The organism is Desulfovibrio simplex (genome assembly GCF_055387835.1).
On the sequence record NZ_AP042377.1, the window covers coordinates 330,548 to 353,643 of the forward strand.

Sequence of the window (23,096 nt, forward strand, 5' to 3'; positions counted from 1 at the left end):
AAAGATGTATTTACTGTTATTGAGATGTTCATGGGCGGTGCATCTGTGGTAGAATGTGCATTTATTGAGCTCTAATGCGTTCAGCCTAATGGTTTCGACGATTTTTTTTGTAAAGACAGGCCGCCTGAGGTTATTGACTATGCGTATATCTGTTGATAATCGCCACAGAATCGTACTACTTGCCTTTATTATTGTTGACCACTTTATATGGCTGTACGGCGGGCATTGGGAGCAGACGTCTTTTGCTTATGTGGTAATGACGGAATGTTTCCGGATTTTTGTGGCGTTCGCCCTTATTGCAAGTTTTTTTTATAAAAAGATTCTGGAAATAACTGTTAATTTTATATTGTCATATTGCACCATTATGATGTTGCTCAGTTTTATTGGATCTTCAAGTGATGGAATATCACTTACGACACAACCTGGTGCTACACCCAATATTCTTTTTTTTAAAAAAGATCGCCTTGTTCCTATTGATCACGGATTTCTAGCGTCAGTAATTTATTTATACTTTATATTAAGTTCATATTTCTTTTCTGGAAAATATATTAATAAAAATATTATTACAAAAAATTAGTAACGTATGAAATATTATATTTTTTTGTGTATTTTAACGGTGCGGTTGACTGCTTTCGGCTTCATGTGGCGGAAAGCAAATGAAATATACAGTGCGCAATGATATTTGCTACGTACAGTGATGACGATTTTTATTGATTTTGCAGACACTGCCTGAGGTTATTAACTATGCGTATCTCTGTTGATAATCGTCACAGGATAGTACTACTTGCCTTTGTTATTGTTGACCATTTTATATGGCTGTATGGCGGACATTGGGAACAGGCGTCTTTTGCTTATGTGGTCATAACGGAATGTATACGCATTTTTGTGGGTATAGCTCTTGTGGCAAGCTTTTTTTACAAAAAGATTCTGGAAATAACTGTTAATTTTATATTGTCATATTGCGCAATTATGATGTTGCTCAATTTTATTGGTGGCACGGATAAAACGAATTTTTCCGAAGTGCCCGGTTCGGTGGACAATGTTTTTTGGTTCAAAAAAGACCGCCTTGTTCCTATTGATCATGGGTTTCTTGCGTCAGTAGTTTATTTATACTTTATATTAAGCGCATATTTTTTTTCTGGAAAATATATTAATAAAAATATTATTACAAAAAATTAGTAACGTATGAAATATTATATTTTTTTGTGTATTTTAACGGTGCGGTTGACTGCTTTCGGCTTCATATGGCGGAAAGCAAATGAAATATACAGTGCGCAATGATATTTGCTACGTACAGTGATGACGATTTTTATTGATTTTGCAGACACTGCCTGAGGTTATTAACTATGCGTATATCTGTTGATAATCGCCACAGAATCGTACTACTTGCCTTTATTATTGTTGACCACTTTATATGGCTGTACGGCGGGCATTGGGAGCAGGCATCTTTTGCTTATGTGGTCATGACGGAATGCATACGCATTTTTGTGGGTATGGCCCTTGTGGCAAGTTTTTTTGATAAAAAGATTCTGGAGCCTAGTGTCAATATCGTACTGGCATATTGTGTGATCATGATGTTGCTCAACGTTTTTGGAAGTACGGATAAAGTGAGACCTTCCGACGTGCCCGGTACTATGGACAATATTTTTTGGTTCAAAAAAGACCGCCTTGTTTCTATTGATCACGGATTTCTAGCGTCAATAGTTTATTTATACTTTATATTAAGTACATATTTCTTTTCTGGAAAATATATTAATAAATATACTATTCCAAAGGCCAAGCAATAGATTGTTTATATATATTGCTTGGCCTTTATACTTAATTATAATGTGTTATTTTTTACGTTTTTTGGCTGCTTCTTTGAGCAACTCTGCACCGAATATTATTATGTATTGCTGCAGATCAAAAAGATTTGCAAAACCACTTCCCATTTTTTCCGCTCCAGATTTCACAACTCCCTGTAGCAGCTTAATGTTTTTTGTTTTTTCCGGATGCCCATAAGGGTAAGACCACCACGGGCGCAAGGCGTCAAGCATGCCGCCGAAAATGCCGCCGCCAGCGTCCGTAGCCGTATTCCGGGCGGCCTCAGCAACCAGCGTACCCCTGGCAAAGGCTTCTGAGGCGCGCCAGCCGTCTGTTCCTGCAAAAAATCCACCACCACGTCCACCACCCATTACGCGGCCTCCTTGCGAGCAGAAAATGCGTAGTATGGTATTTCAATCAGTTCTGGCCCGTTATTACGGTAAGGCCCGAAAATATCGTCCGGCATCCGGCTGTAGTTGACGATGGTTTGCGGCTGGAGCGTTTCAATCATAACGGCCAGACCCTGTTTGAAATATTCTCTGTCCAACTTGTTGCGTAGCAGACCATTGGTGCTGACGGCCACGGTCCCCCCTTTGGGCAGACCTTCAAAGGCGAAGGCATAGGTGCGTTCGTCTCCCCATCTGATATTGGGTATGATTGGCACGCCCTCACGTTGCAGCCAAAAGGCCAGTGCTCTGTTGCGGTAGGTGTTCCATATCTGCATGGCCAATGGCATTTCGCGGTATATGCTGAAATCAGGCGTAATCACGCCGGCAATACGCTTGAATACCGGCAGGTAGCGCTTTGGATTGTTCCAGACACATTCAAAAATATGATCGTGAGTGTAGAAATGCAGCCAGTTTTTATCGGTCGCCTTGGTATATGCCCTTTCAAAAGGAAGGGCATTGGCAGGAGTATAATGAACCGGCTTCAACTGCGGCAGTTCAAAAATCGGGCTGAACTGCGCTGTTTTAACCAGTTCGGACTTGAAAACGTCATAGCGGTTGTGGCGTGAGCGTTTCAAAATGCCTCCTTGAAGCAAAGAGGTTTTGTTGTTTTTTCAGTAAAAAGATTTTGCGCAGACCCTTGGAAACCTCGTTTCGGGTGTGAAGACTCCCTTCAAGAGCCTGAAACCCGGATAAACGTTTTAGGGGGTGGGGGCGTGGGGGAGGAGACCCTTTTTCAAAAGGGTCCCTCCCCCACAAAACATTTCCAATGAAAATATGTCTTTGCCGTATGCAGACGGCGCGCACACCGGGTGCGCGCCACAATATGCACATGCTCAGGGCAACAGCGGGCCGCGCGTGCCGAGGGTGTAGAAGTTGCGCCCCATGCGGGAAGCGCCGTTGAGCAGGGTGGTGGTCAGGCCCAGATAGTCGGTTTGCGCGTGACTGCCGAGATTTTCGGCGTTCAGGGCGGCCCCTGTGGACTGGTTGCGCAGGTTCCAGGCGCGCACCTGCTGGTTGTACGCGGCGGCATTGCCCTGCTGCTCCTGCGCCAGGGCGTCCAGTTCGCCTTTTTCCGCAGTATCAAGGTTCAGATCGAGCTGACTTCCCGCGTCAACCTGCGCGCCGGATGTCGACGCCTGCGCTCTTTGCCCGCCGATGATGCGGGCGGCCTCCTGCCGTTTTTTTACCGCGGCTTCATACCCGGCCTGTTTTTCCTGCCGGGCGGCATCATCCGCCAGGGTGGCGCTCTGTTCCGCCTGCTGCGCGCTGCGTTCAGCCAGCTTGGACTGGTATTCGGCCTGTTGGCGGCGGCTTTCGGCCTGCTGGATGGAACTGACCGTGCCCACGGCGGCTCCGGCCAGAGCCACGGCCGCACTTATGGCAGCGGCTGTACTGGTTGCAATGGCCATCAGCAAAGCTCCTTGTGCCAGATGGTTTCGGTATGGTGCGCGCCGAGGCGGCGGTACAGGGCGTCACAGGGACGAGAGGCGGGCGAACTGTACTGCACAAGACCCGCGCCACGTTGATGGAGTTCCGCCTCGGCATGGCGCAGCAGGCCAAGGGCCGTGAAGCCGCCCCGCGCCTGCGGGGTCAGATACAGACCGTCCAGAGCCGCCAGCAGCATGCCCTGACGGTGCGGGCAGGGCACAAGGGTAAAGGCCGCATAGCCCGCCAGAGCGCCGTCGGGCGCGCGGGCCGCGCTGACGTGCAGCATGCCCAGGCTCTCAAGGCGGGCGTAGCGTGCCGCGTCCAGACCATAGGCCGCGTCTCCGTGCAGGGGGGCCTCCACTTCGCTCCAGTGCGCGGCGGTGAGGGGCCGGGCCTCGGCCTCCAGTTGGGTGAAGGGTTCTGTGGCAAATGCCAGCATGGTGTTCTCCTTTGTTGATTCAGGGAGATGCCGTAAACAGGCGAATATGGGCAGATTGATTGTACGGTTGCGCCATGGCGGAAGGCGTGGTTTCTGACAACCGCGCAAGTCAGGGAGAGGCGTGACGCCGCTTCAGGAAAAGCTCACTTCCAGCACCAGGGAAAGCAGCCGGAAGGGCAGGGGCCTGTCCTGAACCAGCCAGAGACTGTCTGACGCGGCCCAGGTGCCGCCGGGGGCAAAGGACACGTCGCCGGAATAGGGCAGTACCGCCTGCCCCCAGTATTCCGGCAAAAAAGGCAGGTCGTAGAGTTCCTGTCTGCCAGGGCCGTATTTGCCGCCAACGCTGCGGTACAGGCGGGCGGTGCACGTGCCGTGGGCGCGCTGGCGGCCAAGGGTTGTGCCGGATGGGCCTTCCAGTTCTATGGGCAGGGTGGCGAGGGTTGAAACATAGGGCAGTCCCGCCTGCACCACACTGGCCGCATAGGGCAGTTCCATGCGGCCCTGGCGCACCACGCAGCCTTCCACCGGGCTGCCGTCCGCCAGTATGGCCAGTTCGCATCCTTCAAGGTGATTGAGGCCGTCCAGGCTGGCTTCGGGCTGCCGCGGGCGCAGGGTCAGTCCGCAGTCCACAAAAAAGGCTTCCTCAATGGCTTCGTGATCCTGCCACTGCGGGGCGAGGCGTTCGAGAAAGATACGCTCCTGCCCGTTTATCCGGCGTTCCACCACCAGCATGATGGTATCGCCCTTTTCGCCGGAGATGGCGGCCACCGAAAGCACCCGCCCGGCGGTGACCTGACGCGACCAGCCCCAGATGTCGTGCTCCTTCATATAGGTGAAGGCCAGCAGCAGGCCGTCGTCGCGCAGGCACCAGATGGTGGAGCCGGGCGTCTGCTGATAGGCCCACTGCAAAATGGTGTGGCCTTCAAAAAGGTGCGGGGCCATGATGGAAAGGTCATTGCCCGCGTAACCGTCTTTTTCCAGCGAATAGAAGAGGTCGCGCACGCGTGCGCCGTGGCGCTGTACATGCAGGATGGAGTTGCCGATGATTATGGGCGCAAGGCCCGCGCTGCCCCAGTAACTTTGGGCCGTAATGCTGATGTTGCCCGGCGTGATGGCCGCGCCGTCGCCCCCGGTGGCCTTGTACTCGCTGCCCGAGGTGCCAAGCAGCAGATCGCCGAAGCTGGCGGCCCAGGTGACGGCATCTATGGCGCCGGAGGCGATGAGATATTCCACCGGGTCATCATTCTGCAACGGGCGGGATTTGCGAAAGTTCTCAAAATCTCCCACGCGCGACATGTAAAAGGCCTGCGGATTTTTGGGCGTGGCCGCCAGCACCATGCGCTGCTGGTGAAAGGTCACCACGCCGGGGTAATTGCCGTCAGCAAAGGGGTCCCAGTCTTCTTTCGGGGTGTCGGACGTATTGGCCTCATAGTTCTGGTCGCTGAAGCTCAGGCCGGTGGAAACGCCGATAAAGCCAAAGTAGCCCGCTTCTTCCCTGTAGATATTGTATTCCACAGCGTCCGTAACGGCGGGCCAGGATATGGACGCGCTGTTGCCCTGCACCCAGTCGGACGGATGGCGGCCCGTGGCGCATTGCCCGGCGGGCGAAGCAAGGGATTCGCGCCCGTTGGCGTCCACGGCCGCCACCTTGTAGCGCAGGGCGTAGCTGCCCGCCGTGCCGTAAAATGTCACCGAGGGAGTGGACGGCGGCTTGAGGGACGTGTTGAGCGCCACTGCCTCCAGATGCCAGGCGTATGCGGCATGCCCGCCGGTGGAACCGGAACTCCCGGAGCCAGAGCTGTTGTCCGCATCCCGACGCACCACCTTGTGCAGGGGGTGATTGCTGTGGGCGAGGTACACGATATCACCCACCTGGGCGTAGGAGATGTCCAGCAGTTCATCGGGGCTGTAGGGCGTCGTAATGGATGCAATGTCCTCAAGCCCCCGCTCGCTGGCGATGCGCAGGCTGTGATCGCCCAGAACCAGCACGAAATTCTGACTGGCCAGGGCGCTGAAGCTGAAAGGAATAAGCACGGAATACCCGCCAAGATCAGCGACAAAGCGGGTGCCGGGGCGACGGGTCGCGTCGCCGTGCAGGCCGGGGAGCATGTTTTCCATGCAGGAAAGGCAGTTGCGGTACCGGGCAAGATCATAGCGCGCTGAAAGGGTGGGCGCTATTTCGCCGCCGGTGAAGTTTTGCAGGGCTGTGCGCATGGCGTGCTCCGGTTACAGTTGCGGAATGACGGGCCAGGGAGTTTCATCGCCGCCGCCGTCCCAGGGAGCGCCGGGCTGGTCTGGAAGGTCGCGCAGCGCCTGACGGTATGCCCGGATAATTCCAAGCTCTTCAGGGCCGACGGGGTAGTCCGCCAGCAGGTACTTGTCTGTGGCGGCAAGGCGGGCGTCACGTTCTGTGCGCAGTCGTGAGGCTCTGGCGGTCGCGCTGTTATACGCGGCGAGGCGCGCCGCTTCTGCTTCGGCTTCTTCGGCTGCTCGAGCGGCGGTTTCCAGTTCAAGCCGCTCTTTTTCAGCCTGCCACAAGGCCACGAACGGAGCCACTTCGTCGTCATAGGCTGTGGCGTCATCCGTGGAAAGCGGCCAGTTGTAGTCATCCTCCCACTCAATGTGCCCTTGCTGCCCGTCCCACTGAAGAGCGTGCATGCCAGACGGCGCAGTGAAGTCAAAAATTAGCGCAGTACCGTCTAAAAAAATAAGCTTGTCTGAAGGAACTACTGTTACTACGGGCATGGCGTTTTCCTTATATAATTTTTATAACAAAGTTGAGTGCGTAATAGGGCATAAGGTTAGTCACTGTATTGGTAGCAGCGGACAATGAGTGAGTATGTGCGTAATTAGCTCCGGCCGCTCCAGTTGTAGCTCCCGTAGCCAAATATTCAAGGAAACCTCCTGAATCGCCGGTATACCTTTCATACACTCCGGTGTAGTAGTGGGCGTGATATGCAAGTTGCTCTGTGGTCAGTGTTGTAGCCCCAACACTGCCGCTAACAGTATGGTTGTGATTGGCACTACCACCAGTAGTTCCAGCTACGTATGAAATGCTTGCCCCTAAAAGCGCCCTGCCCGTAAGGTTGGGCACTGCGTCGCCCTTGCCATTATTGCCGCCGTCGCACAGTATCCAGTCTTCTCTCGCTGATGTTTCACCAGGCATGATGGCCCGCCGCCCGTCGCTCCCCCCAAATTTCACGCCCCAGACAGGGATGGGGACAAATGGCGGGAAGGCGTCCCAGTATGAGACACTCAGCTCTCCTTCACCTGTGATGATTGTACCTGTCCCAGGTTTGACAATGCCTGCCTTTTCGGGGGTCGCAACGTCTATAGGTGTGACAGAAATTGTCCCTTCTTCCGTCACGGCAATACCTTTGCCGATTTTAACAAAGCCAAGTTTATCAGCGTCCGCCGGGCCAACATTGGCCAAGCTTTGCGCCCGGTTGGCTTCCATTTGGGCGCGGTCGGCCTCCGATTGCGCTCTGTCTGCCTCGCTTGAGGCCTTACCGATTTCTGCGGCAACGGCCTGCCGCGCATCATCCGCCGCTGCCTCGGCTGCCGCTTCTGCGGCGTTTGCCGCGCTCTGCGCCCTGTCGGCCTGCGCCGTTGCGGCAGTAACTGCGGTTGCTGTCGCTGCTGCAATGGCAGCCGAGGCTCCCGCAGCGCTGGCCGCTGCCTGAGCGGCGCTCTGTCCTGCCGCTGTCTTGGCGGCCTGGGCGGCACTGCCGGCGTTTTGCGCTTCGTCTCGGGCGGCGTAGACTGCCTGAACAACGTCTTGTGGGGTCTCCGAACTGGTGGCGGGCAGAATGACGGCGCGGACCAGCATTTCTTTCACCTGCTGGCGTTCTGCTGTGGCCTGATCCAGGGCGTCCTCAATGACCTGCGGGTCAAAGCGGGAGGCGCTGACAAGGTTCACCTCCTGCGTAAAGGGCATGTTGCGGGTGACGGCCAGCTTCCAGCCAGCGGGAAGGGGCGCGGCCTCATGCCGGTAGACGATTTCGCCGCCGGACGCGCCGATATCCGCTGTCCATCCGGAGGCCTCGGTGGTCGCCCCGTCAGGGGAAGTAAGCGTGACCACAAGCTGTGACGCATCCCACACCTTGAAACCGAAGGGAAAGCGCGTGGCCGCGTCATTACCTTCATAGACGGCCCGGCTGGGACTATAGGGCATGGTCATAAATATATCCTCGCTGTTATGTGTGCGGCCAGCTGGAGCAGTTTACGAATGAAATGAGTCAGCTGCTCTAGCGGGTGGCAAGCCAGGAATCCTCCGCCGGTTTTTCGCTGCGCTCCGAGGCCGCTGCCTCGCGCGCCGGGGGAAGACTGGCTGTATAGAGTTGTTCCAGTTCGGCGGCTTTTTGCCCATTGCCCTTGAGCAGGGGCACGGCCACAAGGGCCGCCAGTTTGCGGGCCAGCATATGGGCGAAAAGATCGTCAAACAGGCGGCTGTTGCGCACGTCCTCGGTGTACAGAAGCAGGGCGCGCGAGGCGTTTGTCAAAAGCAGAGAGCCGTCGCCCGCCGTATTCAGGGCAAGGCAGAAGGGCCTGTCCGAAAGGCCCTCGTGCCGCACCGCATGCACCTTGAGGCAGTTTTCAGGCAGGGCGTAGGCAAAGCGGTATTCCGGCGCGTAGCCCTGCGGCAGGGCCTGCAAGGCCAGCCATGCCCTGCGCTGGGCGAAACTCCAGGGAAAATCGCGCAATACCTGACGCCGGGCAGAATCCCAATACAGACGGCATTGCAGGACTTCTGGCGTGCTTTCACGCTCGGAAGCCACGCTGCGCGCGCCCAGAAAACCAAGAGCGCGGTTCCAGATGTCAATCTGGCTGATGGTCATAGCGCCTCCTATGGGGTGAGGAATGGAAAAAGCCTCCGGCGGCCAGGCCAGCCGGAGGCGGGAAATGTTGTTGTCACTGTGAGATGCCTGTGGGGGAGGACGTGCCTTTTTTGCCTTGAAAGATCAGGGCAGCCACTTTGAGGTGCCTTGTGGGGGAGGGACCCTTTTACAAAAGGGTCCCTCCCCCACGCCCCCACCCCTTAAAACTTTTACTGTAGTATAGTAAAAGTGTTTTCTGATCCGAGGTGGGGGTTAGAGCATTTTAACTTTGAAAAAGTGTAAATGCTCTAACGCTGCACGAAAGTGCAGCGCGCCACAACGTGGCGTGGATTCAGCCGAAAATCGCATTTTTTGGCTGAATGAAAACTTTGAAATGTGAAGCATTTCAAAGTTAATCTGCTCTAAGACAGCGCCTTTAAGGTATCCCCCTGTCTCTGAGGGCGTCTGCCCTAGCCAGCCATGAGCGCCTTTTCATAGGGCAGGTCTTCCTCGCGCAGCAGGGCGGAGAAGATGCTGCCCTGAGTGACGCTTTTGCCGCTCACGGGCGTGAGCGTGAACGTCAGGCGCAGCCAGCTCTTGCGTACCCCCTGCGGCAGAAAGCGGTGATAGGGGCGGGCTCCGGCTGCCAGGGCCGGGTTTTCCGACGAATGGGGCACGCTGACCGTGGCCCCGGCCACGCTTGTCCAGGGGCCGCTGGCGGTATCGGCCTCTTCAAGACCGATGGTCAGGGACTGCACCTCTTCGGGCTTGAAGCCCTGCGTTACGGACAGGCGCAAGGGCATGGGCTCCATACGGCCCGGCAGTTTGAGCGCGTTGAGGGCCACCGCGGGCCCGGTGGCGCTGGCGGTGAGGGGGCCTTCAAACAGAATGGAATTGCGGTCAATAATAGCCATGTGGGCTCCTTGTTTTATTGAAGCGTGGCGATTGAAGCGTTGTGATTGACGTATGGCGATTCAAGCTGCGGATGTGCTGGACTTGAGCAGCCGTACCGCAACCATCCGGGGTAATTCGTTGGCGTGGGGCTTTCTTCTCCGTCACAATCCTGGTTACACGACGCTTTCGCTGGCCAGCACGGCGTCGCACTGGCGCACGGGGCGGCCGTGCAGCACGGGAACAGCCTTGGAGTCAAAGAATTCGCCGTACTGCAGCTGCACGTTGCCAGCATCGGAATTTTGCAGTTCCAGAGCCGTGAGCACATCGGAATTGGCGTACCACACGGCTTTCTGGCGCAGGTGCTGGGGCATGCGGTTTTTTGCCTCGATGGTCAGCTTTTGCAGGTCGATAAAGCCGCTCTGTCCCTTGCGTTTGCCAAGGGCGGCCAGGGGCAGGTTGGCCACGCGCACCACGGCGCGCCAGTCGCGCACGGCCAGACCGCAGCGCCAGTTGTACTTGTCGCCCACCACCTGATACTTGCGGCCGTCGGGGTCCTGGGCCATGTAGGTATTGAGGTCCTCGTGCGAAAGACCGCCGGTGCTGCCCTTGGGGTAGATGCCGTGCACGGCCTGCGCGCCCCAGGAAATGAGCCAGAGCGAGGTGCAGCCGCCCTCGTCGCGGCCGCCGGCGTCCAGCACGTTTTTGGCGTCCTGCGCGGGATAGCGCATGGACAGGCCGTTGAATTCATCGGGGTTGAGGTTGCTGTTGCCGTAAAAAAGCGTGGCGGCCACTTTCTGGCGCATGGCTTCGGCAAAGGACACGCCCTCGCTCATGCGGAAGGCCTTGTCGCGGCTGCCGTAGAGGCGCAGCTCTTCCACGTCCAGTTCCATGATGGCCTCAAGAATGCCGCAGCCCTCCTTGACCTGCCCCCACTGGGACTTGGAGGGCGGCGTGCCCTGATAGAGCCTGCGCCAGTAGACTTCGGGCAGGCCCGTGCGGATGCGCGTGAGGTGCCCGTCGCTCTGGTTGGATTCCATCCAGAGCACGTCGTCCATAATGTCATTGGTCTTGTTCATCAGCTCGATGATCTGACCGGCCTTGTCGCCACGGTAAAACTGTTCCATTTCCGCCAGAGAAACCACAAGACCCGCAGAGTTGGACATGATTGCCTCGTATGTAGAAAGGTGAATGGACAAAAAAGGGGTAAGCCGCGCCACGGAAAACAGTTGTGGAGCGTCTGCTGAAACCGTGAGCATGCAGCGGACAAGATTTCTGCCCGGAGCGGTTTGTGATGATTGCCTGCCCGCTCAATGGCTGAACCGCCCATGGCGGGTTGATGACAGGCGGGAAAACCCCGTTTTCAACAGCAGTGGGTTCAGAAGGGGCAGACCGGGCTACTTGCGTGAGCTCCAGCCAGCGTACATGCGCTCCTCAAGCGGCGGCATGCCGCCGCCCGGTTCGCCGCGCACCAGGCTGTCTTCCATAAGCGCGTCAGCCACCCTGTTGAAAAAGCGCAATACCTCCGGGTGATTGCCATAGCCGCTTTCTTCAAGCAGCCTGCCGATGTGCCTGCCCTGGTCAAAGCGGTCCAGAGCCAGCTGGGCGCGGGCCACATTGGCGGCCATATGAACGCCGCCAAGCTGCGGGTCCTGCGCCACCTCCTCACGCCACTGGCTGACCTGCTTTTGCCACTGCTCATGCCGGGCGGCTTCGTGCTGGCGCATGTGCTGCTCTATCTGGCGGTGCAGCAGTTCCTGACCCGTGGCGTCACTGCCGTTCTGGGCCGAAGTATGGTCCGGGTTCTGGCCCGAGTTGCGGGCAGGGTTCTGCCCGGAATTCTGATCGGTGGCAGCGGCGGCGCCGCCGGGCATCCTGTCATGGCCGCTTTGGCCGCGCGGGCTGCCATAGTTGCCAACGTTTACCGCCCCGCCGGAACCGCCCGAAGCGCCGAGCCATGTGTTTGCTCCTGTGGGGGTGTTTGCCGATGCCGCGCCGGGGGCGCTGTCCTGTGCGGGTGCGGGAGTAAAAGCGTCATACGTCATGTTCGTCCTCTCTGTTCTCGAGCAGTTTCGGCAAATTGCCGGGGTCGGAGCGCTGCACAAGGCGCAGCAGGGTCATGCCCACATAGCGGCGGCCCTCGGCGAAGCCGAGGCGCGCGGCATCATGCGTGCCCGGTGCGCCGCAGCCGCCATTGTCAAGGTTCTGGGCGCTGAAACACTGGCATTGGTGGACGAGCCAGCGCAGGAACAGCCGCCCCTGCCGCTGGGCCATGAGGCTGTTGACGGCGTCGCGCAGTTGGCGCTCGGCCTCCTCCATCCGTTGGCGGGCTTCCCCTTCCTGCCTGTGCGCCTGTTCGTACGGGGCGAAGATATCCATCAGGGCGTCTCCCGCGGCGCGTGACGCCGGGCTTCTTCCATACTGTGCGCGACCGGGGGCGGACTTTCTGCCGTCTGACCGCCGTTACCGCCAATCTCGTTGACTTGCGCCTGGGCCGCACGTCCCAGCAGGGCCACAAGACCGTCAAGAACCGTGCCCTGCCTGCCCTGCGGGTCTGTGAGCGGGCTTTGGGCAAGCTGGTGCACAAGGTCCGCCCCCTGTTTCAGGGTGTCTGTCAGGGCCGCGGCGCGCAGGGCTTCGGCTCTGGCGGCGCGCAACTGCTCACGTTCCTCAAGGGAGCGGGTGAGGCTCACGGGCAGGCCGAGGCTGTCGGCGTAATTGTCGAGCAGGTGATCCACGTTGAGGGTGTCCAGAGCTTCGGGCTAGGCCGAAGAAGCCCTGAGGGTCAGGGCCAGATACTGATCCGCCGCGCTGACGCCCACCAGCTTTTGCGCCTGCGCCAGCAGGGAGACGAATTCCACCTTGAGGCGTCGTCCGGCCAGTTCGGGCGGGCAGGGGGGCAGCATGTCCAGCTCGCGCATGCATTCGAATGTTCTGTCCATAAGCGGGATAAAGAGTTCGTCGTGCAGGCGTTCCAGCACCGGGCCGATGAGAACCAGTTTTTCTTCCTCACGGGCGGCTATTTCACTGGCGGTCACGCCGCTGCGGCCCTCAAGAATGAGTTTGAAAAGGTCATTGTAGAGCCCGGATCTGATCTGGTTTTGCACGGATTCCATAGCGCGCCGGGCTGTGGACAGGTCGGGGTTGACCTGAAGCAGCGGCGTCGCCGCCTGCGGGCTCTGGCCCGGGGCGCTGTCCACATAGTTGATGCCGCCGGGGGTCAGATCCAGCCCCACGGAGCGCAAGCCCGCCGACACGCTCATGGGCGGGTCCACAGCCTTGTGGATGGCCTTGAGCGTGGTGATGCCCATCTGTTGCAGCATGCGGCAGTCGGGCAGGGCGTCCATTGCGGGCGAGCGCCCGTAAACGTCATTGCCCGCCACATCCCAGCGCGGGCCGAAACCGGGAAAATGCCTGAAGCCCGACTCACGCAGGGGGTGTTCGCCGCCGTCGCGTCCCTCAAGCCAGTAGACCGACGCCACGGGCATGTGCATGGCCGCGAGCATGCCGGGCTGGCAGTCCACACGCGGATACACGGCCTGGATGACGCTGCGCCTTTCGTCCGCGTTGCGGCCGGCCGCCTCGCGCAGGGATTCGGGCAGGGCCGAAAGGCCGAAGGTCTGCACGAGCTGGCGCAGGGTCATGCTTGAGCGGCGAAAAACCGTGTCCACCTTGCGGGCGGCGTCGCAGTCCAGCACATACTCGCCGGCGCAGAGCGGCATAAAGCGGAAGCCCTGTGTGGGGTCGGCCAGTTCAAAGGTAAAGGCCGTGCCAAAGGTCGCCAGTTCCGCGTACAGGGTGTGCATGGCGTTATAGAAGTTGCAGCGGTGAAAAACGGCGCGCATGCGCGTGGCCACTTCGTCCAGCCATGCCTGGCCGGGACGGCTGCGGGCCAGATCCGCATCGTCCAGTCCCAGGCGGAACCAGGGGCGGGCCGGGCTGGTCAGGCCGCCCTGAAGTCCGGCGGCCAGCGTGCGCATGGCCAGAATGCCCGTGGCGTCCACAAGGCCGCTGTTGAGCATGGGGCCTTCCTGATCTTCCTGCCCCTGCTGCCGCAACCGGCAGCGCGTGGGCAGGAAATGGTCGGCAAGGCTCTGCCATGCCGTGTCCCAGGGCGCACGGCGGCGCAGAAGGGCCTGATACCTGCGGGCCAGGGCAGGCACGTCCGCGCGCACCAGCGGATGATCCCGCTCGCCGTCCGCGTTTTCAGCGGCGGCCCTGGACGGCGGCGGCAGTGTCGTAGTGTAGGATGACCGCAACATGTCTATTGCCCCAACAGTGTTTTTTGCGTGGCGTCCGCCCGGTTGAGCGGGCTTGTGTACACCGAGGCGTTGATGCCCGCGGCCTTGCTGGCCTTGTCTTTCTGCGCCTGACGGGCGGCGGTGGCAGCCTCTGTGACAGGTTTTTGCACCTCCTGCTTGGGAACGGGGGTAACTTCAGGAACACTGGGGGAACTGTAACCTCCACCAAAACCCATAACGGCCTCCCTGGCTGTTGTATGTTCTGCAAGATCACGCGGCGTGCAGAGCACCAGCACGCCGTCCACATAACATTGTTTACGGGCGTGCCAGCAGGCTTGCGGCAGGCGGCCCATGACGTGAAAACCGCAGGCTTCGGCCAGCCGCCATGCGTGGCGATTGGGCGCGGGGCACAAACCGGCGATGGCGGCGCAGTCCAGATGGGCGAAAGCCCAGGCCAGGCCGCCGAGCGCCATGCGCACGGCCAGCCGCGCGGCAGTGCGGAATGTGGTAAAGTCAAATTCCCACACCTTGCCCCGACGTGGCGTGAACAGGGCGCAGCCCAGCATGGACGTCGTGCCGGGGTCGGGGCTGACGGTCAAACCGTCGCCTGGTCGCGCCGCTGGCCCGCTTTTGCCTAGAGCAATTTCACTTTGAAATTGCTCTGCTGACGCGAAGGCGGCAGCCGCCACAACGTGGCGTGGATTCTGGCGAAAACCACGTTTTTCGCCAGAATGATGCGTTGAAACAGGGACTGTTTCAAAAGCAAAATGCTCTAGGGAGTCGCCGCCTTCAGCAAGATGGCAACAGAGCAGCAGTCCACGCCGGGGAGAAGTGATGCGCCGCCAGTCAGCCAATGTGGGAGCGGCAAGCCCGCTCATGGCGCAGCCAAGCAGCCCCTCGGCCTGCATGCGTAAAAAGACGGCGTCCCGCTGGGCCTTGCTGACGGCTGGCGCGTAGTTAAAAAGCATCAGGAGCCTCCAAAGACATCGTAATGGGTTTTGGCGCGGCGCTGGCCGCCATGCGCGTCCTGTGGCGGACGAAATCCGGTGGCAGCGTAGCGCAGGGCGTCCGCCGCGTGGCTTGTCCAGTCGTGCAGGGGGCCGGAACCTGCCGCCTGCTGCCCTGGCCGCCATTGCCGCCTGTATGCCCTGAGGGCCTTGACGCCCCCGGCGCAAAAACCGGCGTCAAACCAGCAGCGGGGCAGGCAGCGGCGCACGGCGTCAATTCCGTCGGCCAGACTCAGGGACGGAGCCAGGGTAAAGCGGATGCCGAGCTGGGCCGCGCTTTCCCACCGGCTTTGGCCTGTGCCCAGCTCGCGCACGCGGATGTCGTGCGGGGCCAGATGCGTGCCGTAGGTAAAGCCCCGGCCCGCCATGCCGGACTGGCCGTCCAGCGGCGCTTGCCCGGCCGGGCGTGCCTTTTGGGCCAGCACGCCAGCATAGTGGGCAAGGCCCTCGCCCGATGCTTCGTAGTAGTCCACAAAACGCCACTGGCCCGAAGGCTCCACCTGAAAAAACCAGATGGCCGTGGCGTCATCCATGCCGAGGTCCCAGGCCGTGTGCACGGGCAGTTCCGGGGCGAAGGGCAGAGGGATGATACGGCCCTCGCGGTCGGCGGCGTCCATCAGGGGCGCGTAGTAGGCCCCGCGCACGGCGGCGGCGAAGGAGCATTCAAACTCCTGCATGTATTCGGCTTCGTCCATGCTGCGCCGCGCGGCCGCCAGTTCCGCCTGGGGCAAGTAGCCTGTCTGCGAGGCCGGGAACCGGAAGCGCGACCACAGCCCTTCCGTGTCGGCCCCGGCCTGCTGCCAGACATCGTAAAGCAGGTTGTCCGTGCCCTGCGGCGTGCCGCAGAACAGCGCCCGGCCCAGACGGTCTGCCAGCATGGGGCGGAAAATCTGTGTCCAGACCTGACGCGGCATGTCGGCGGGTTCGTCCAGCACAAGATCGTCCAGATACAGACCGCGCAGGGCCGGGGCGTTATCGGTGCCGAGCAGCCGTATGCGGCCCCCGGTGGGCAAAACGCACACAAGCTCGCTTTCCAGAAAACGCGAACCGGGTATGGCTCCGGCAAAGCGCTTGCAGTAATCCCAGGCCACGGCCTTGGCCTGCCCCTGAAAGGGCGCGGCGTAGGCCGCCCGCCAGTCTTCACGGCCAGCGACAAGCGCCTGCCGGATGAGATCATTGACCGCCGCCACTGTTTTGCCGAAGCGCCTGTGGCAGAGCAGCACGCAGAAGCGCTTGCGCTCCTCGTGAAACTGCCATTGCAGGGGGCGCGGACTGTAGGGAATGACATGCGGCATGAGCGTTGAAGCCTCCTGCGTGGTCTGGATCAGACTGGCTTTCAAATGGTTCACATTTCAATCAGGGCCTGTTCGTCAGGGGCGCCTGTCAGGGGACCACATTGGCTTCAGGCACGGTGCCTTTGCCGGAAGATGAACTGGGCGGGCCGCCCCACACCACCACGACCTTGGGCGGCGCATCGGGTGCATCCTCTTCGCGCAGTGAGCGTAAGATTGCGTGCAACTCTTTTATTTCCTTGACGATATCAATGCTTTTTCCGGCAATTTCAGCCTCGTCCAGTGTGCGCGTGAGCAGGTCAAGGCGCTGCTCCAGACTGTCCAGGAGGCGCGAGCTTTTCCGCGTTTTTCTGCCGCGAGGGCTTGCGGCGGGCATCAGTGGTTTTCTCCATCCGCGCCAATGCCGGACTTGCGCAAAAAAGCGCCTTGACGGGCGGGCGGTATGAGGTGCAGGCGGTCCTCCTGCCGTTCAAGACCGTGTTCCAGCCGTTCCAAAAGTCGGTCCAGGCCGGAAATGCGAATGTTCAGGGCCTGTATTTCGCCGCGCAGGGTTGAAAGCTCGTTGTGCAGCCCGGCCAGATCGGCATTGCCCGGCGTGAGGCGCAGGGTTTCTTCCAGAGCGCTGATGCGGCGGCAGGCGGCGGCCTCACGTCGGGTATCGCGCTGCAGGTGCAGCAGGTACTCGTCCTGCCGCACAAAGGCGCGGCGCAGGCTCCAGAGCGCCCAGGCAAAAAGCCCCTGAACGCCAAGCACCAGCAGGGATGCGCCGGATGAGGAAAAAATGTCCATAGTCATGATGATCTCCATTGTGCTGCGTTTGGGCGTGCGGCGGCCTCATGGGCCGCGCCGCGCCGCCCGCTGTCAGAATCCCAGTCCCAGCATGCCCAGAAGCAGGGCCATGACCTGATCCAGGGCCGAGGGCGGCAGTTTGTCGGCCCATCCGGCGAAAAACAGCGGCACGATGACCAGCCGCCCCACGACCTCCCAGCAAAACAGCAGGGCCAGCACCCAGCCGAGAAAGGAGCGCCACAGGCGCATACGGCTGGCTGGCGCGCCAGAAACCTCAGCCTCGTTGATACGGCTCTGGGCCTCGTTCTGCCGGTTGCGGTCGGGCACGATCCTGTCCGCCAGGCCAGTGAGGCCGCCAAGAAGTTTGCCAAGCAACATCCACATCAGCCGTCCTCCCTCTCAAGTTCAGCCAGATACTGGTTCAAGGCTTTGACCCGGTTGCGCCAGCCTGCCAGAAACACCTGCATGGAGGGCCGCCGCGCGGCGAGGTCCCGGTAAAACGTGTCGCGCAGGCGCAGTACCTGACGGGCCGCGAACCAGTGTTTGCCGCCCTGTTCCAGCGCTTCGGCCAGTTGGCCCGTGGCTGGCCCCATGACGCCGTCTTCGGCAATGGGAACGTAGTGGTCCAGTTCAGCTTCCCCCACTGTGTTCATGGCCCGCTGCATCTGGCGCACGGCCCGCGCCGGGCCCATGTTCACGGCCCCGTCATACAGGGTCACGGCCAGGGGCAGGGGAAGCCCGCCACAGCCGAGCTTGTCCCAGAAGTGTTTCTTGAAAAGGGCGGCGGCCTGGGCTCTGGTGCAGGCGCGGATGTCGTCACCGTCCACATCGCCGTCCATGTCCATATCAAGGCTGGCATAGCCGCACCGGGGGGTGCGCGCGTCGGAGCAGCCGTCACAGCTGCGGGCCTGGCGCAGGCAGTCCTCACGGGCCTGGCGGGCCAGGTCCTGAACCCAGCGCAGCGAAACGCCGTACTTGGTAAGACCGCCGGGATCAGCGGGATGGTCGGAAAGGCCGCCTTCCCATCGGGCGGTGAAGTCGTGGGCTTTTTGAAAAAATGCGGTCATGGCATGTTCTCCCGGTCATGATGGCTGTGAGCGTTGCGCCTCCATCATCGGCGGCGTGGGTACAACATGTCAGAAAGGCGGCTCAGCGTAAGACTGAACGGGTTCAGCACCGCTATTTCCCCGTCTGGCGCGGGTCGGAACTGTGCAGACCCCCCTTTCAGGCCAAAAATGAAATTTAAAAAGCCCGCTATTTCGCGGGCTTATAAATATTTTTACCTGTGTAGTTTGTCTTTTTTGTTATTTATTGCGGGAGGTTATCCTGATTTTCCTTTTGCGGGCCCATCTCCTTGAACTCGTGGAGCAAATAGCCCTGCGCCGGAGCGGAGGCCACTTTTTTGAGTATTTTCCAGACCTGACGGTCGGACAGTCCGTGCCGCCGGGCCAGACAGGCCACGGCAGCGGTGCTGCTTTTGCCCTGCGCGGTATGGCGGGAAAAGGTCTCAATGATCTCCTGCTGGCGCAGTTTTGTGAGTACGGAAGAACAGCGCGGCACGTACAGCGGGGTTCCGCCAAAGGCCGCAATCAGCCTGGCCGCGCAGCGTTTTCCCAAACGGCGGCACAGGGGATGATGGCGCTCAGCGGGTATGACGGCGGGCACACGGATGGTCTGCCCGCCATAGGCATCGAGCAGCCGCCAGAGGTCATCCAGACGCCCGTTTTTCTGCCCGCCCAGGGCGTGCCATATTTGCCGCATGTTTTCGGGCAGATGCTCCAGCAGTTGCTGCCAGCGTTTTTTCTGATCTGCCTTTTGCAGGGCCTGCCCCCACGACCGCCGCCCGTCAGAGGCCGCTGGCCGAGGCGTTTTGCCAAGGGGCGCGGGCGCGGCGCTGGCATTGCGGGCTGCGGAATGCACGCGGGCAGGGGCCGCGCCGGCCGCGCTACTGGTGTACATAACGAACCCCTTGAACCCGCCGCGCGGTTCCGTCAGTGACTGCCCCGTGCGAGCTATCCGGCCTGAGCGAAGTATCTGCCCTGCACGGCGTATCCACGGTGGGTGGGTACGCGGCCAGCCGCGATGTGTCGGGCGTGGGCGTGCCCGTGGGTATGTGCGGCGGGCAGAGCGCCGCATCGTCCATGCAGCGGGCAAGCAGGCGCAGGTGGTCGCCCAGCAGGCGCAGCACAGGCTTTTGGGCGGGGAGTGCGTTGTTTTGTAAAATGTCCAGCACAGCGCTTACGGTTTCGATGTTGTTATAAAGTTCTGACATGCTATGCTCCCTGAAGTGAATATGGAGTGTCGTGCGTATTGGAAGATTTATAATTTTTTGTTTTAACGATCAAGGGAAAAGTTTTTAATTAAAAGAAAAGATTTATTATGCTGTTATTTATGTATCTTATCATTCATATAGGCAAATTTGTCGCCAAAAGCCTAGTGCTTCGCTGTATTTTACGCTTTTTTAAAAGAAAAGATTGTAAATTTGAGAAAAAATGGTTATGGTCAACGCGGATAAATAAAACCTTTCAATGTTTTTTAAAGAAAAGTTTTAAACCGGTACCCTTTGCCAATGGAAACGCCATGAAAACAGCAGCAGGAGTGAATTTGTCCAGAATTTTCGCGCAGCGTTTGCGCCAGCGGCGCGAGATCCTTGGCCTGCACAAGCAGGATGTGGCCAATGAGGTGGGGGTAAGTCTGACCACTATTCAGCAATACGAAAAAGGGCAGATGCCCAAGGGCGCGTTTGCGGTACGCCTGGCCGAAGCGCTGGACTGTTCCCTTGACTGGCTGCTGGCTGGCAAGGAGACCGTTGACGATGGCGGGCTTGGCACTGGCGAGGCAAGGCTGGTCATGGTTCCCATGGTGGAAGCCAGGCTTTCCGCTGGCAGGGGCAGTTTTGAAACTGGCGGCGAGGTGCTGCGGCACTATGCCTTTCGCTGGGATTTTCTCCACCGCAAGGGCAATCCTTCGCAGATGGTTCTTCTGCGTGTTTCAGGCGACAGCATGCAGCCGCAGATCATGCACAATGACGTGGTGCTCATAGATCAGGGGCAGCGTGACCCCGTGCCGGGCCGCATCTACGCGGTGGGCGTGGAAGACATGGTATACCTCAAGGTGGTCAACGCCATGCCGGGCAGGCTCATTCTGACGAGCTTCAATCCCGACTACGCGCCCATAGAGGCGGATACCGGCGAACAGCTGGCGGATCTCGTGCGCGTTATAGGGCGCGCCGTGTGGGTGGGACGGGAACTGGATTGAGTGGAAACCGGGCCGGGGCAGACAGGGTGGGCCTGGGCTGCGGCTCTGGCTGCGGTAATACCCCCGCGCGGTGATACGGCGGATGCGGGTGCTGCGCCGGGCATGAGTGAGCCGTCGGATATGGGCGCTGCGCCGGGTACGCCGGAGGCGACGCCTGAAAGCGGCGGCACTGCTTTGCCAGCGGCGAAACGCGCCAGGGGGCTGCCAGACCTGACCTTGTGCGGCATAATCTTTGTGCCCTGATTTTTTGCGGTCTGACCTTGTGTGGCATGGCCATGCGCAAAAAGCCGCATTGCGGCCTTGGCACAGTGTGCTGCGGAGTGGCGTTACGCTGGCTTGTACAGTCCCGGCCTTTCGGCCAGAGCCGTTTACAAATGAAATGAGTTGACCGCTCTGCAAGGATTTTCCTGAAAACCCTTGCCACGAAATGCGAGCAGACAGGCTTTTGCCTGCCGTACGCGAGCATTTCAAGTGTTAAATGCTCTAGGGCTTGAGGGGCGGACGCGGATTTGCCACTGGCGCGGGGGTGGCGTCCATTTCATTGGCGCTGGCCAGGTTGCGGTTCCACGCCCGTATGGCCGCCCCCTGCGAGACGGACCATTGCTGTGAGGTCTGTCCACATGAGCAAACCACCCGCCAGACTTCCTGCCGCCGTCCTGGCGGCAACATGGACTCCAGATAAACATTGGTGCCGCCGCAAGCAAGGCAAGGGCGAATCGTGTGTGGGTCAAGCTCTTTCATGCCCGGCAGCATAGCAGCTTTGGCGCGTGTCCACAAGAAGTACGTGCGGCAGTCCGTCAGGGTGGTGCCGTGTCGTGCGTCCATGTCTTTTGTGTCTTTTTGGGTGGGCGCAATCTTCCTAACGCTTTGCTGACGCCCCGTGGCGCAGGTTGTATTTGTGTGGCGCATCATGCGCTCACACAGCATGATAGACAAAATTTCTGGAGGATTTATGCGCTATTTTCTCGTTATGATTATGGCTGCCGCCATTGCCCTGCCTGTCCAGGCGGCCAATGCCGCTGAAAACACCGCTTCCGTAGGCGACTCCCAGGGCGTTGCGGCCCCGGCTCCCCACAAGGTCAAAGCCAGGACCCCGCATGAAAAAGGCCAGGGCGTGGCAAAGCTGCAAGAGGTGGACACCGTTTCCAAGGCTTTGACGGCTCCCAACAAGAGCCCGGCCACGATCGTGGCCACTATTGTGGAGAAGGTTGACGGTCAGAAGAACCGCTATATTGTGGACGACGGCACCGGTCGTATGACGGCGGCCATCGGTCCCAAGGCCCTCAAGGGCGTGAATCTGGCCCCCGGCATGAAGATTCGCCTCAAGGGCAAAATCAGGGTTGCCGCTGACAAGGCTCCTGTCATGGGCGTCAGGGCCGTGCACGTTATCAAGTAAATTTTTTTCTGTCCCGTGGCGGACGGGACGCCTCCTGCCCTGCGGTCCGCTTTATGCCGCAGGGCCCACAAATTCCGGCTTGGCGTCGCGTGGTGCATTTTTGATGGCTTTTGAGCTGTCCCACATGAAAAGCCGCGCAATTGTCTTGCGCTAAACCGCAAAAAAATCCACGCTGAAAATGATGCTGGCCATATGCCGCGTGCAGGCATGCAGGACACGTCCAGGCCATAATGGTCAGACACAGATCAGGCACACGCCGCGCACGCGCGGCCGGGCCACTGGCGCGCCGTCCGTCCACAGCCGGGCATATGAGCCACCACGCACGGGCGGGCCAGGTCCAGCCGAGTCAGCGGCCACACACTTTCACAGCTACGAAAAACAAGGATAACAGCTGCCGCATGAGGGGCTTCAGAACGACAGCCCGAAAGCGGGAGCACAACATATAGGATACCATCATGCGTATAGCACTTTTACTGATGCTGCTTCTTTTTGCCATACCGGCCCACGCGGCCTTTCAGGGGCCCGGCGCTGGCGGCTTCAAGGGCCCCACGGTGGGAGTTGAAATAACCTCCGCCAAGCAGGCGCTGGAAGGCCATGACGATGCTCCGGTGCTGCTTACCGGCAAGATTGTCGGCCGCAAGGCAGGCAGTGATGATAAATACATCTTCAGGGACGCCACAGGTGAAATAATTGTGGATATCGACAATAAGGTCTTTGCTGGCCGCACTGTCACTCCTGAAAATACCGTGAAGCTCTCCGGAAAGGTGGACAAGGATCTGCTTGAGCCCGCCAAGGTTGACGTCAAGGTTCTGGAAATTCTGAACTGATCGTGCTGCGCGGCCGGGTTTGCATCTGGCCGCGCCACGTATGGAGAATACGTATGCGAGTGTTGGCAGTGCTGCTGGCTCTGGTCATGGGTTTCGCCGGGGGGGGCTTTTCTGGCGAAACTGCGTGGGCTGGGGGTTTTGAAGGCCCCGGCGTGGCGGCCACCGTGACCCGCGCCGCTGATGTGCTGGGCGCGCAGGACGATGCGCCCTGTGTGCTGGAAGGACATATTGCAGAAAAGCTGCCCCGCCGCAAAAACCGCTACCTCTTTGAGGATCACAGCGGCAAGATCATTGTGGAAATCAAGAATGAGGTGTTCGGGCACCTTACGGTGACGCCGCGCGACAAGGTGCGCCTGCTCGGTCATATAGACTGGAACCGCAAGCGCCCCAATGAGGTTCAGGTAGACGCCATGGCAATAATCGGCACTGCGGACGCGCACGATTCACCGGGACGGTAAA

The 23,096-nt window shown here is 59.4% G+C and carries 31 protein-coding genes; 8 read left to right on the forward strand and 23 right to left on the reverse strand.

Annotated features, from left to right (window positions below; genetic code table 11):
• Positions 1–139 precede the first annotated feature (139 nt).
• The 3 genes from ACZ5DH_RS01320 to ACZ5DH_RS01330 all read left to right on the forward strand — a co-directional run bounded on the left by ACZ5DH_RS01320 (position 140) and on the right by ACZ5DH_RS01330 (position 1,787).
• Positions 140–577: a hypothetical protein gene (locus tag ACZ5DH_RS01320; protein WP_464255367.1), complete on the forward strand. Its 438-nt coding sequence runs from the start codon at positions 140–142 to the stop codon at positions 575–577.
• Between the two features lie 167 nt (positions 578–744).
• The gene (locus tag ACZ5DH_RS01325) at positions 745–1,179 is read left to right on the forward strand and encodes a hypothetical protein (RefSeq protein ID WP_464255368.1); all 435 of its coding nucleotides are present in this window, start codon (positions 745–747) and stop codon (positions 1,177–1,179) included.
• A 167-nt stretch (positions 1,180–1,346) separates the two neighbouring features.
• Complete coding sequence (locus ACZ5DH_RS01330; protein WP_464255369.1) at positions 1,347–1,787, forward strand: hypothetical protein; 441 nt, start codon at positions 1,347–1,349, stop codon at positions 1,785–1,787.
• A 45-nt stretch (positions 1,788–1,832) separates the two neighbouring features.
• On the opposite strand, the gene ACZ5DH_RS01335 is transcribed toward ACZ5DH_RS01330, so the two are convergent.
• The 22 genes from ACZ5DH_RS01335 to ACZ5DH_RS01440 all read right to left on the reverse strand — a co-directional run bounded on the left by ACZ5DH_RS01335 (position 1,833) and on the right by ACZ5DH_RS01440 (position 19,428).
• Entirely contained in the window at positions 1,833–2,174 is a 342-nt protein-coding gene (locus tag ACZ5DH_RS01335; protein ID WP_464255370.1) for a hypothetical protein, read from the reverse strand.
• Positions 2,174–2,827 carry a DUF4417 domain-containing protein gene (locus tag ACZ5DH_RS01340; protein ID WP_464255371.1) on the reverse strand — a complete coding sequence of 218 codons (654 nt, stop codon included), beginning with the start codon at positions 2,825–2,827 and terminating at the stop codon, positions 2,174–2,176. The genes ACZ5DH_RS01335 and ACZ5DH_RS01340 overlap by 1 nt, the downstream gene beginning before the upstream one ends.
• A 258-nt stretch (positions 2,828–3,085) precedes the next feature.
• A complete protein-coding gene (locus tag ACZ5DH_RS01345) occupies positions 3,086–3,661 on the reverse strand; it encodes a hypothetical protein (RefSeq protein WP_464255372.1) in 576 nt (191 codons plus the stop codon).
• Positions 3,661–4,119, reverse strand: a complete 459-nt coding sequence (locus ACZ5DH_RS01350) for an N-acetyltransferase family protein (RefSeq protein WP_464255373.1) — start codon at positions 4,117–4,119, stop codon at positions 3,661–3,663. Before ACZ5DH_RS01350 ends, ACZ5DH_RS01345 begins: the two co-directional genes overlap by 1 nt.
• 132 nt (positions 4,120–4,251) lie before the next feature.
• Positions 4,252–6,333 carry a phage tail protein gene (locus ACZ5DH_RS01355; protein ID WP_464255374.1) on the reverse strand — a complete coding sequence of 694 codons (2,082 nt, stop codon included), beginning with the start codon at positions 6,331–6,333 and terminating at the stop codon, positions 4,252–4,254.
• A gap of 12 nt (positions 6,334–6,345) precedes the next feature.
• A complete protein-coding gene (locus tag ACZ5DH_RS01360) occupies positions 6,346–6,864 on the reverse strand; it encodes a tail fiber assembly protein (RefSeq protein ID WP_464255375.1) in 519 nt (172 codons plus the stop codon).
• 10 nt (positions 6,865–6,874) lie between these two features.
• A complete protein-coding gene (locus tag ACZ5DH_RS01365; RefSeq protein WP_464255376.1) occupies positions 6,875–8,299 on the reverse strand; it encodes a hypothetical protein in 1,425 nt (474 codons plus the stop codon).
• Between the two features lie 67 nt (positions 8,300–8,366).
• The gene (locus ACZ5DH_RS01370; protein WP_464255377.1) at positions 8,367–8,957 is read right to left on the reverse strand and encodes a phage connector family protein; all 591 of its coding nucleotides are present in this window, start codon (positions 8,955–8,957) and stop codon (positions 8,367–8,369) included.
• Between the two features lie 449 nt (positions 8,958–9,406).
• Complete coding sequence (locus tag ACZ5DH_RS01375) at positions 9,407–9,850, reverse strand: hypothetical protein (RefSeq protein ID WP_464255378.1); 444 nt, start codon at positions 9,848–9,850, stop codon at positions 9,407–9,409.
• Positions 9,851–10,003: 153 nt separating this feature from the next.
• Positions 10,004–10,993, reverse strand: coding sequence for a major capsid protein (locus ACZ5DH_RS01380; RefSeq protein WP_464255379.1), 990 nt, complete (start codon positions 10,991–10,993; stop codon positions 10,004–10,006).
• A 231-nt stretch (positions 10,994–11,224) separates the two neighbouring features.
• Complete coding sequence (locus ACZ5DH_RS01385; RefSeq protein WP_464255380.1) at positions 11,225–11,872, reverse strand: hypothetical protein; 648 nt, start codon at positions 11,870–11,872, stop codon at positions 11,225–11,227.
• Positions 11,862–12,206 carry a Bbp19 family protein gene (locus tag ACZ5DH_RS01390; protein WP_464255381.1) on the reverse strand — a complete coding sequence of 115 codons (345 nt, stop codon included), beginning with the start codon at positions 12,204–12,206 and terminating at the stop codon, positions 11,862–11,864. The genes ACZ5DH_RS01385 and ACZ5DH_RS01390 overlap by 11 nt, the downstream gene beginning before the upstream one ends.
• Entirely contained in the window at positions 12,206–12,565 is a 360-nt protein-coding gene (locus ACZ5DH_RS01395) for a hypothetical protein (RefSeq protein ID WP_464255382.1), read from the reverse strand. The genes ACZ5DH_RS01390 and ACZ5DH_RS01395 overlap by 1 nt, the downstream gene beginning before the upstream one ends.
• Positions 12,566–12,589: 24 nt before the next feature.
• Complete coding sequence (locus tag ACZ5DH_RS01400; RefSeq protein WP_464255383.1) at positions 12,590–14,089, reverse strand: portal protein; 1,500 nt, start codon at positions 14,087–14,089, stop codon at positions 12,590–12,592.
• A 2-nt stretch (positions 14,090–14,091) separates the two neighbouring features.
• Positions 14,092–15,036 carry a GNAT family N-acetyltransferase gene (locus ACZ5DH_RS01405; RefSeq protein ID WP_464255384.1) on the reverse strand — a complete coding sequence of 315 codons (945 nt, stop codon included), beginning with the start codon at positions 15,034–15,036 and terminating at the stop codon, positions 14,092–14,094.
• Positions 15,036–16,415, reverse strand: coding sequence for a hypothetical protein (locus ACZ5DH_RS01410; RefSeq protein ID WP_464255385.1), 1,380 nt, complete (start codon positions 16,413–16,415; stop codon positions 15,036–15,038). Before ACZ5DH_RS01410 ends, ACZ5DH_RS01405 begins: the two co-directional genes overlap by 1 nt.
• Positions 16,416–16,458: 43 nt before the next feature.
• Positions 16,459–16,743 carry a hypothetical protein gene (locus ACZ5DH_RS01415; protein ID WP_464255386.1) on the reverse strand — a complete coding sequence of 95 codons (285 nt, stop codon included), beginning with the start codon at positions 16,741–16,743 and terminating at the stop codon, positions 16,459–16,461.
• A complete protein-coding gene (locus ACZ5DH_RS01420; protein WP_464255387.1) occupies positions 16,743–17,162 on the reverse strand; it encodes a hypothetical protein in 420 nt (139 codons plus the stop codon). The genes ACZ5DH_RS01415 and ACZ5DH_RS01420 overlap by 1 nt, the downstream gene beginning before the upstream one ends.
• A gap of 66 nt (positions 17,163–17,228) precedes the next feature.
• Positions 17,229–17,540: a 3TM-type holin gene (locus tag ACZ5DH_RS01425; RefSeq protein WP_464255388.1), complete on the reverse strand. Its 312-nt coding sequence runs from the start codon at positions 17,538–17,540 to the stop codon at positions 17,229–17,231.
• A complete protein-coding gene (locus ACZ5DH_RS01430; RefSeq protein ID WP_464255389.1) occupies positions 17,540–18,223 on the reverse strand; it encodes a glycoside hydrolase family 108 protein in 684 nt (227 codons plus the stop codon). Before ACZ5DH_RS01430 ends, ACZ5DH_RS01425 begins: the two co-directional genes overlap by 1 nt.
• 241 nt (positions 18,224–18,464) lie before the next feature.
• On the reverse strand, positions 18,465–19,115 hold the full coding sequence (locus tag ACZ5DH_RS01435; RefSeq protein ID WP_464255390.1) for a Mor transcription activator family protein: 651 nt from the start codon (positions 19,113–19,115) through the stop codon (positions 18,465–18,467).
• Positions 19,102–19,428: a hypothetical protein gene (locus ACZ5DH_RS01440; RefSeq protein WP_464255391.1), complete on the reverse strand. Its 327-nt coding sequence runs from the start codon at positions 19,426–19,428 to the stop codon at positions 19,102–19,104. The genes ACZ5DH_RS01435 and ACZ5DH_RS01440 overlap by 14 nt, the downstream gene beginning before the upstream one ends.
• Positions 19,429–19,736: 308 nt before the next feature.
• Here ACZ5DH_RS01440 and ACZ5DH_RS01445 point away from each other — a divergent pair, with 308 nt between their 5' ends.
• Together ACZ5DH_RS01445 and ACZ5DH_RS01450 are read left to right on the forward strand one after the other, a co-directional pair.
• The gene (locus ACZ5DH_RS01445; RefSeq protein WP_464255392.1) at positions 19,737–20,414 is read left to right on the forward strand and encodes an XRE family transcriptional regulator; all 678 of its coding nucleotides are present in this window, start codon (positions 19,737–19,739) and stop codon (positions 20,412–20,414) included.
• The gene (locus ACZ5DH_RS01450; protein WP_464255393.1) at positions 20,415–20,657 is read left to right on the forward strand and encodes a hypothetical protein; all 243 of its coding nucleotides are present in this window, start codon (positions 20,415–20,417) and stop codon (positions 20,655–20,657) included.
• A 240-nt stretch (positions 20,658–20,897) separates the two neighbouring features.
• Here the strand turns inward: ACZ5DH_RS01450 and ACZ5DH_RS01455 are convergent, their stop codons facing one another.
• Positions 20,898–21,239, reverse strand: a complete 342-nt coding sequence (locus ACZ5DH_RS01455) for a hypothetical protein (RefSeq protein ID WP_464255394.1) — start codon at positions 21,237–21,239, stop codon at positions 20,898–20,900.
• A 127-nt stretch (positions 21,240–21,366) separates the two neighbouring features.
• On the opposite strand from ACZ5DH_RS01455, the gene ACZ5DH_RS01460 reads away from it, so the two are divergent.
• From ACZ5DH_RS01460 to ACZ5DH_RS01470, 3 genes are all read left to right on the forward strand, one after another.
• Positions 21,367–21,810: a NirD/YgiW/YdeI family stress tolerance protein gene (locus tag ACZ5DH_RS01460; RefSeq protein WP_464255395.1), complete on the forward strand. Its 444-nt coding sequence runs from the start codon at positions 21,367–21,369 to the stop codon at positions 21,808–21,810.
• A 455-nt stretch (positions 21,811–22,265) separates the two neighbouring features.
• A complete protein-coding gene (locus ACZ5DH_RS01465) occupies positions 22,266–22,637 on the forward strand; it encodes a YgiW/YdeI family stress tolerance OB fold protein (protein ID WP_464255396.1) in 372 nt (123 codons plus the stop codon).
• 53 nt (positions 22,638–22,690) lie between these two features.
• On the forward strand, positions 22,691–23,095 hold the full coding sequence (locus tag ACZ5DH_RS01470) for a YgiW/YdeI family stress tolerance OB fold protein (RefSeq protein WP_464255397.1): 405 nt from the start codon (positions 22,691–22,693) through the stop codon (positions 23,093–23,095).
• The last annotated feature ends 1 nt before the right edge of the window (position 23,096 follow it).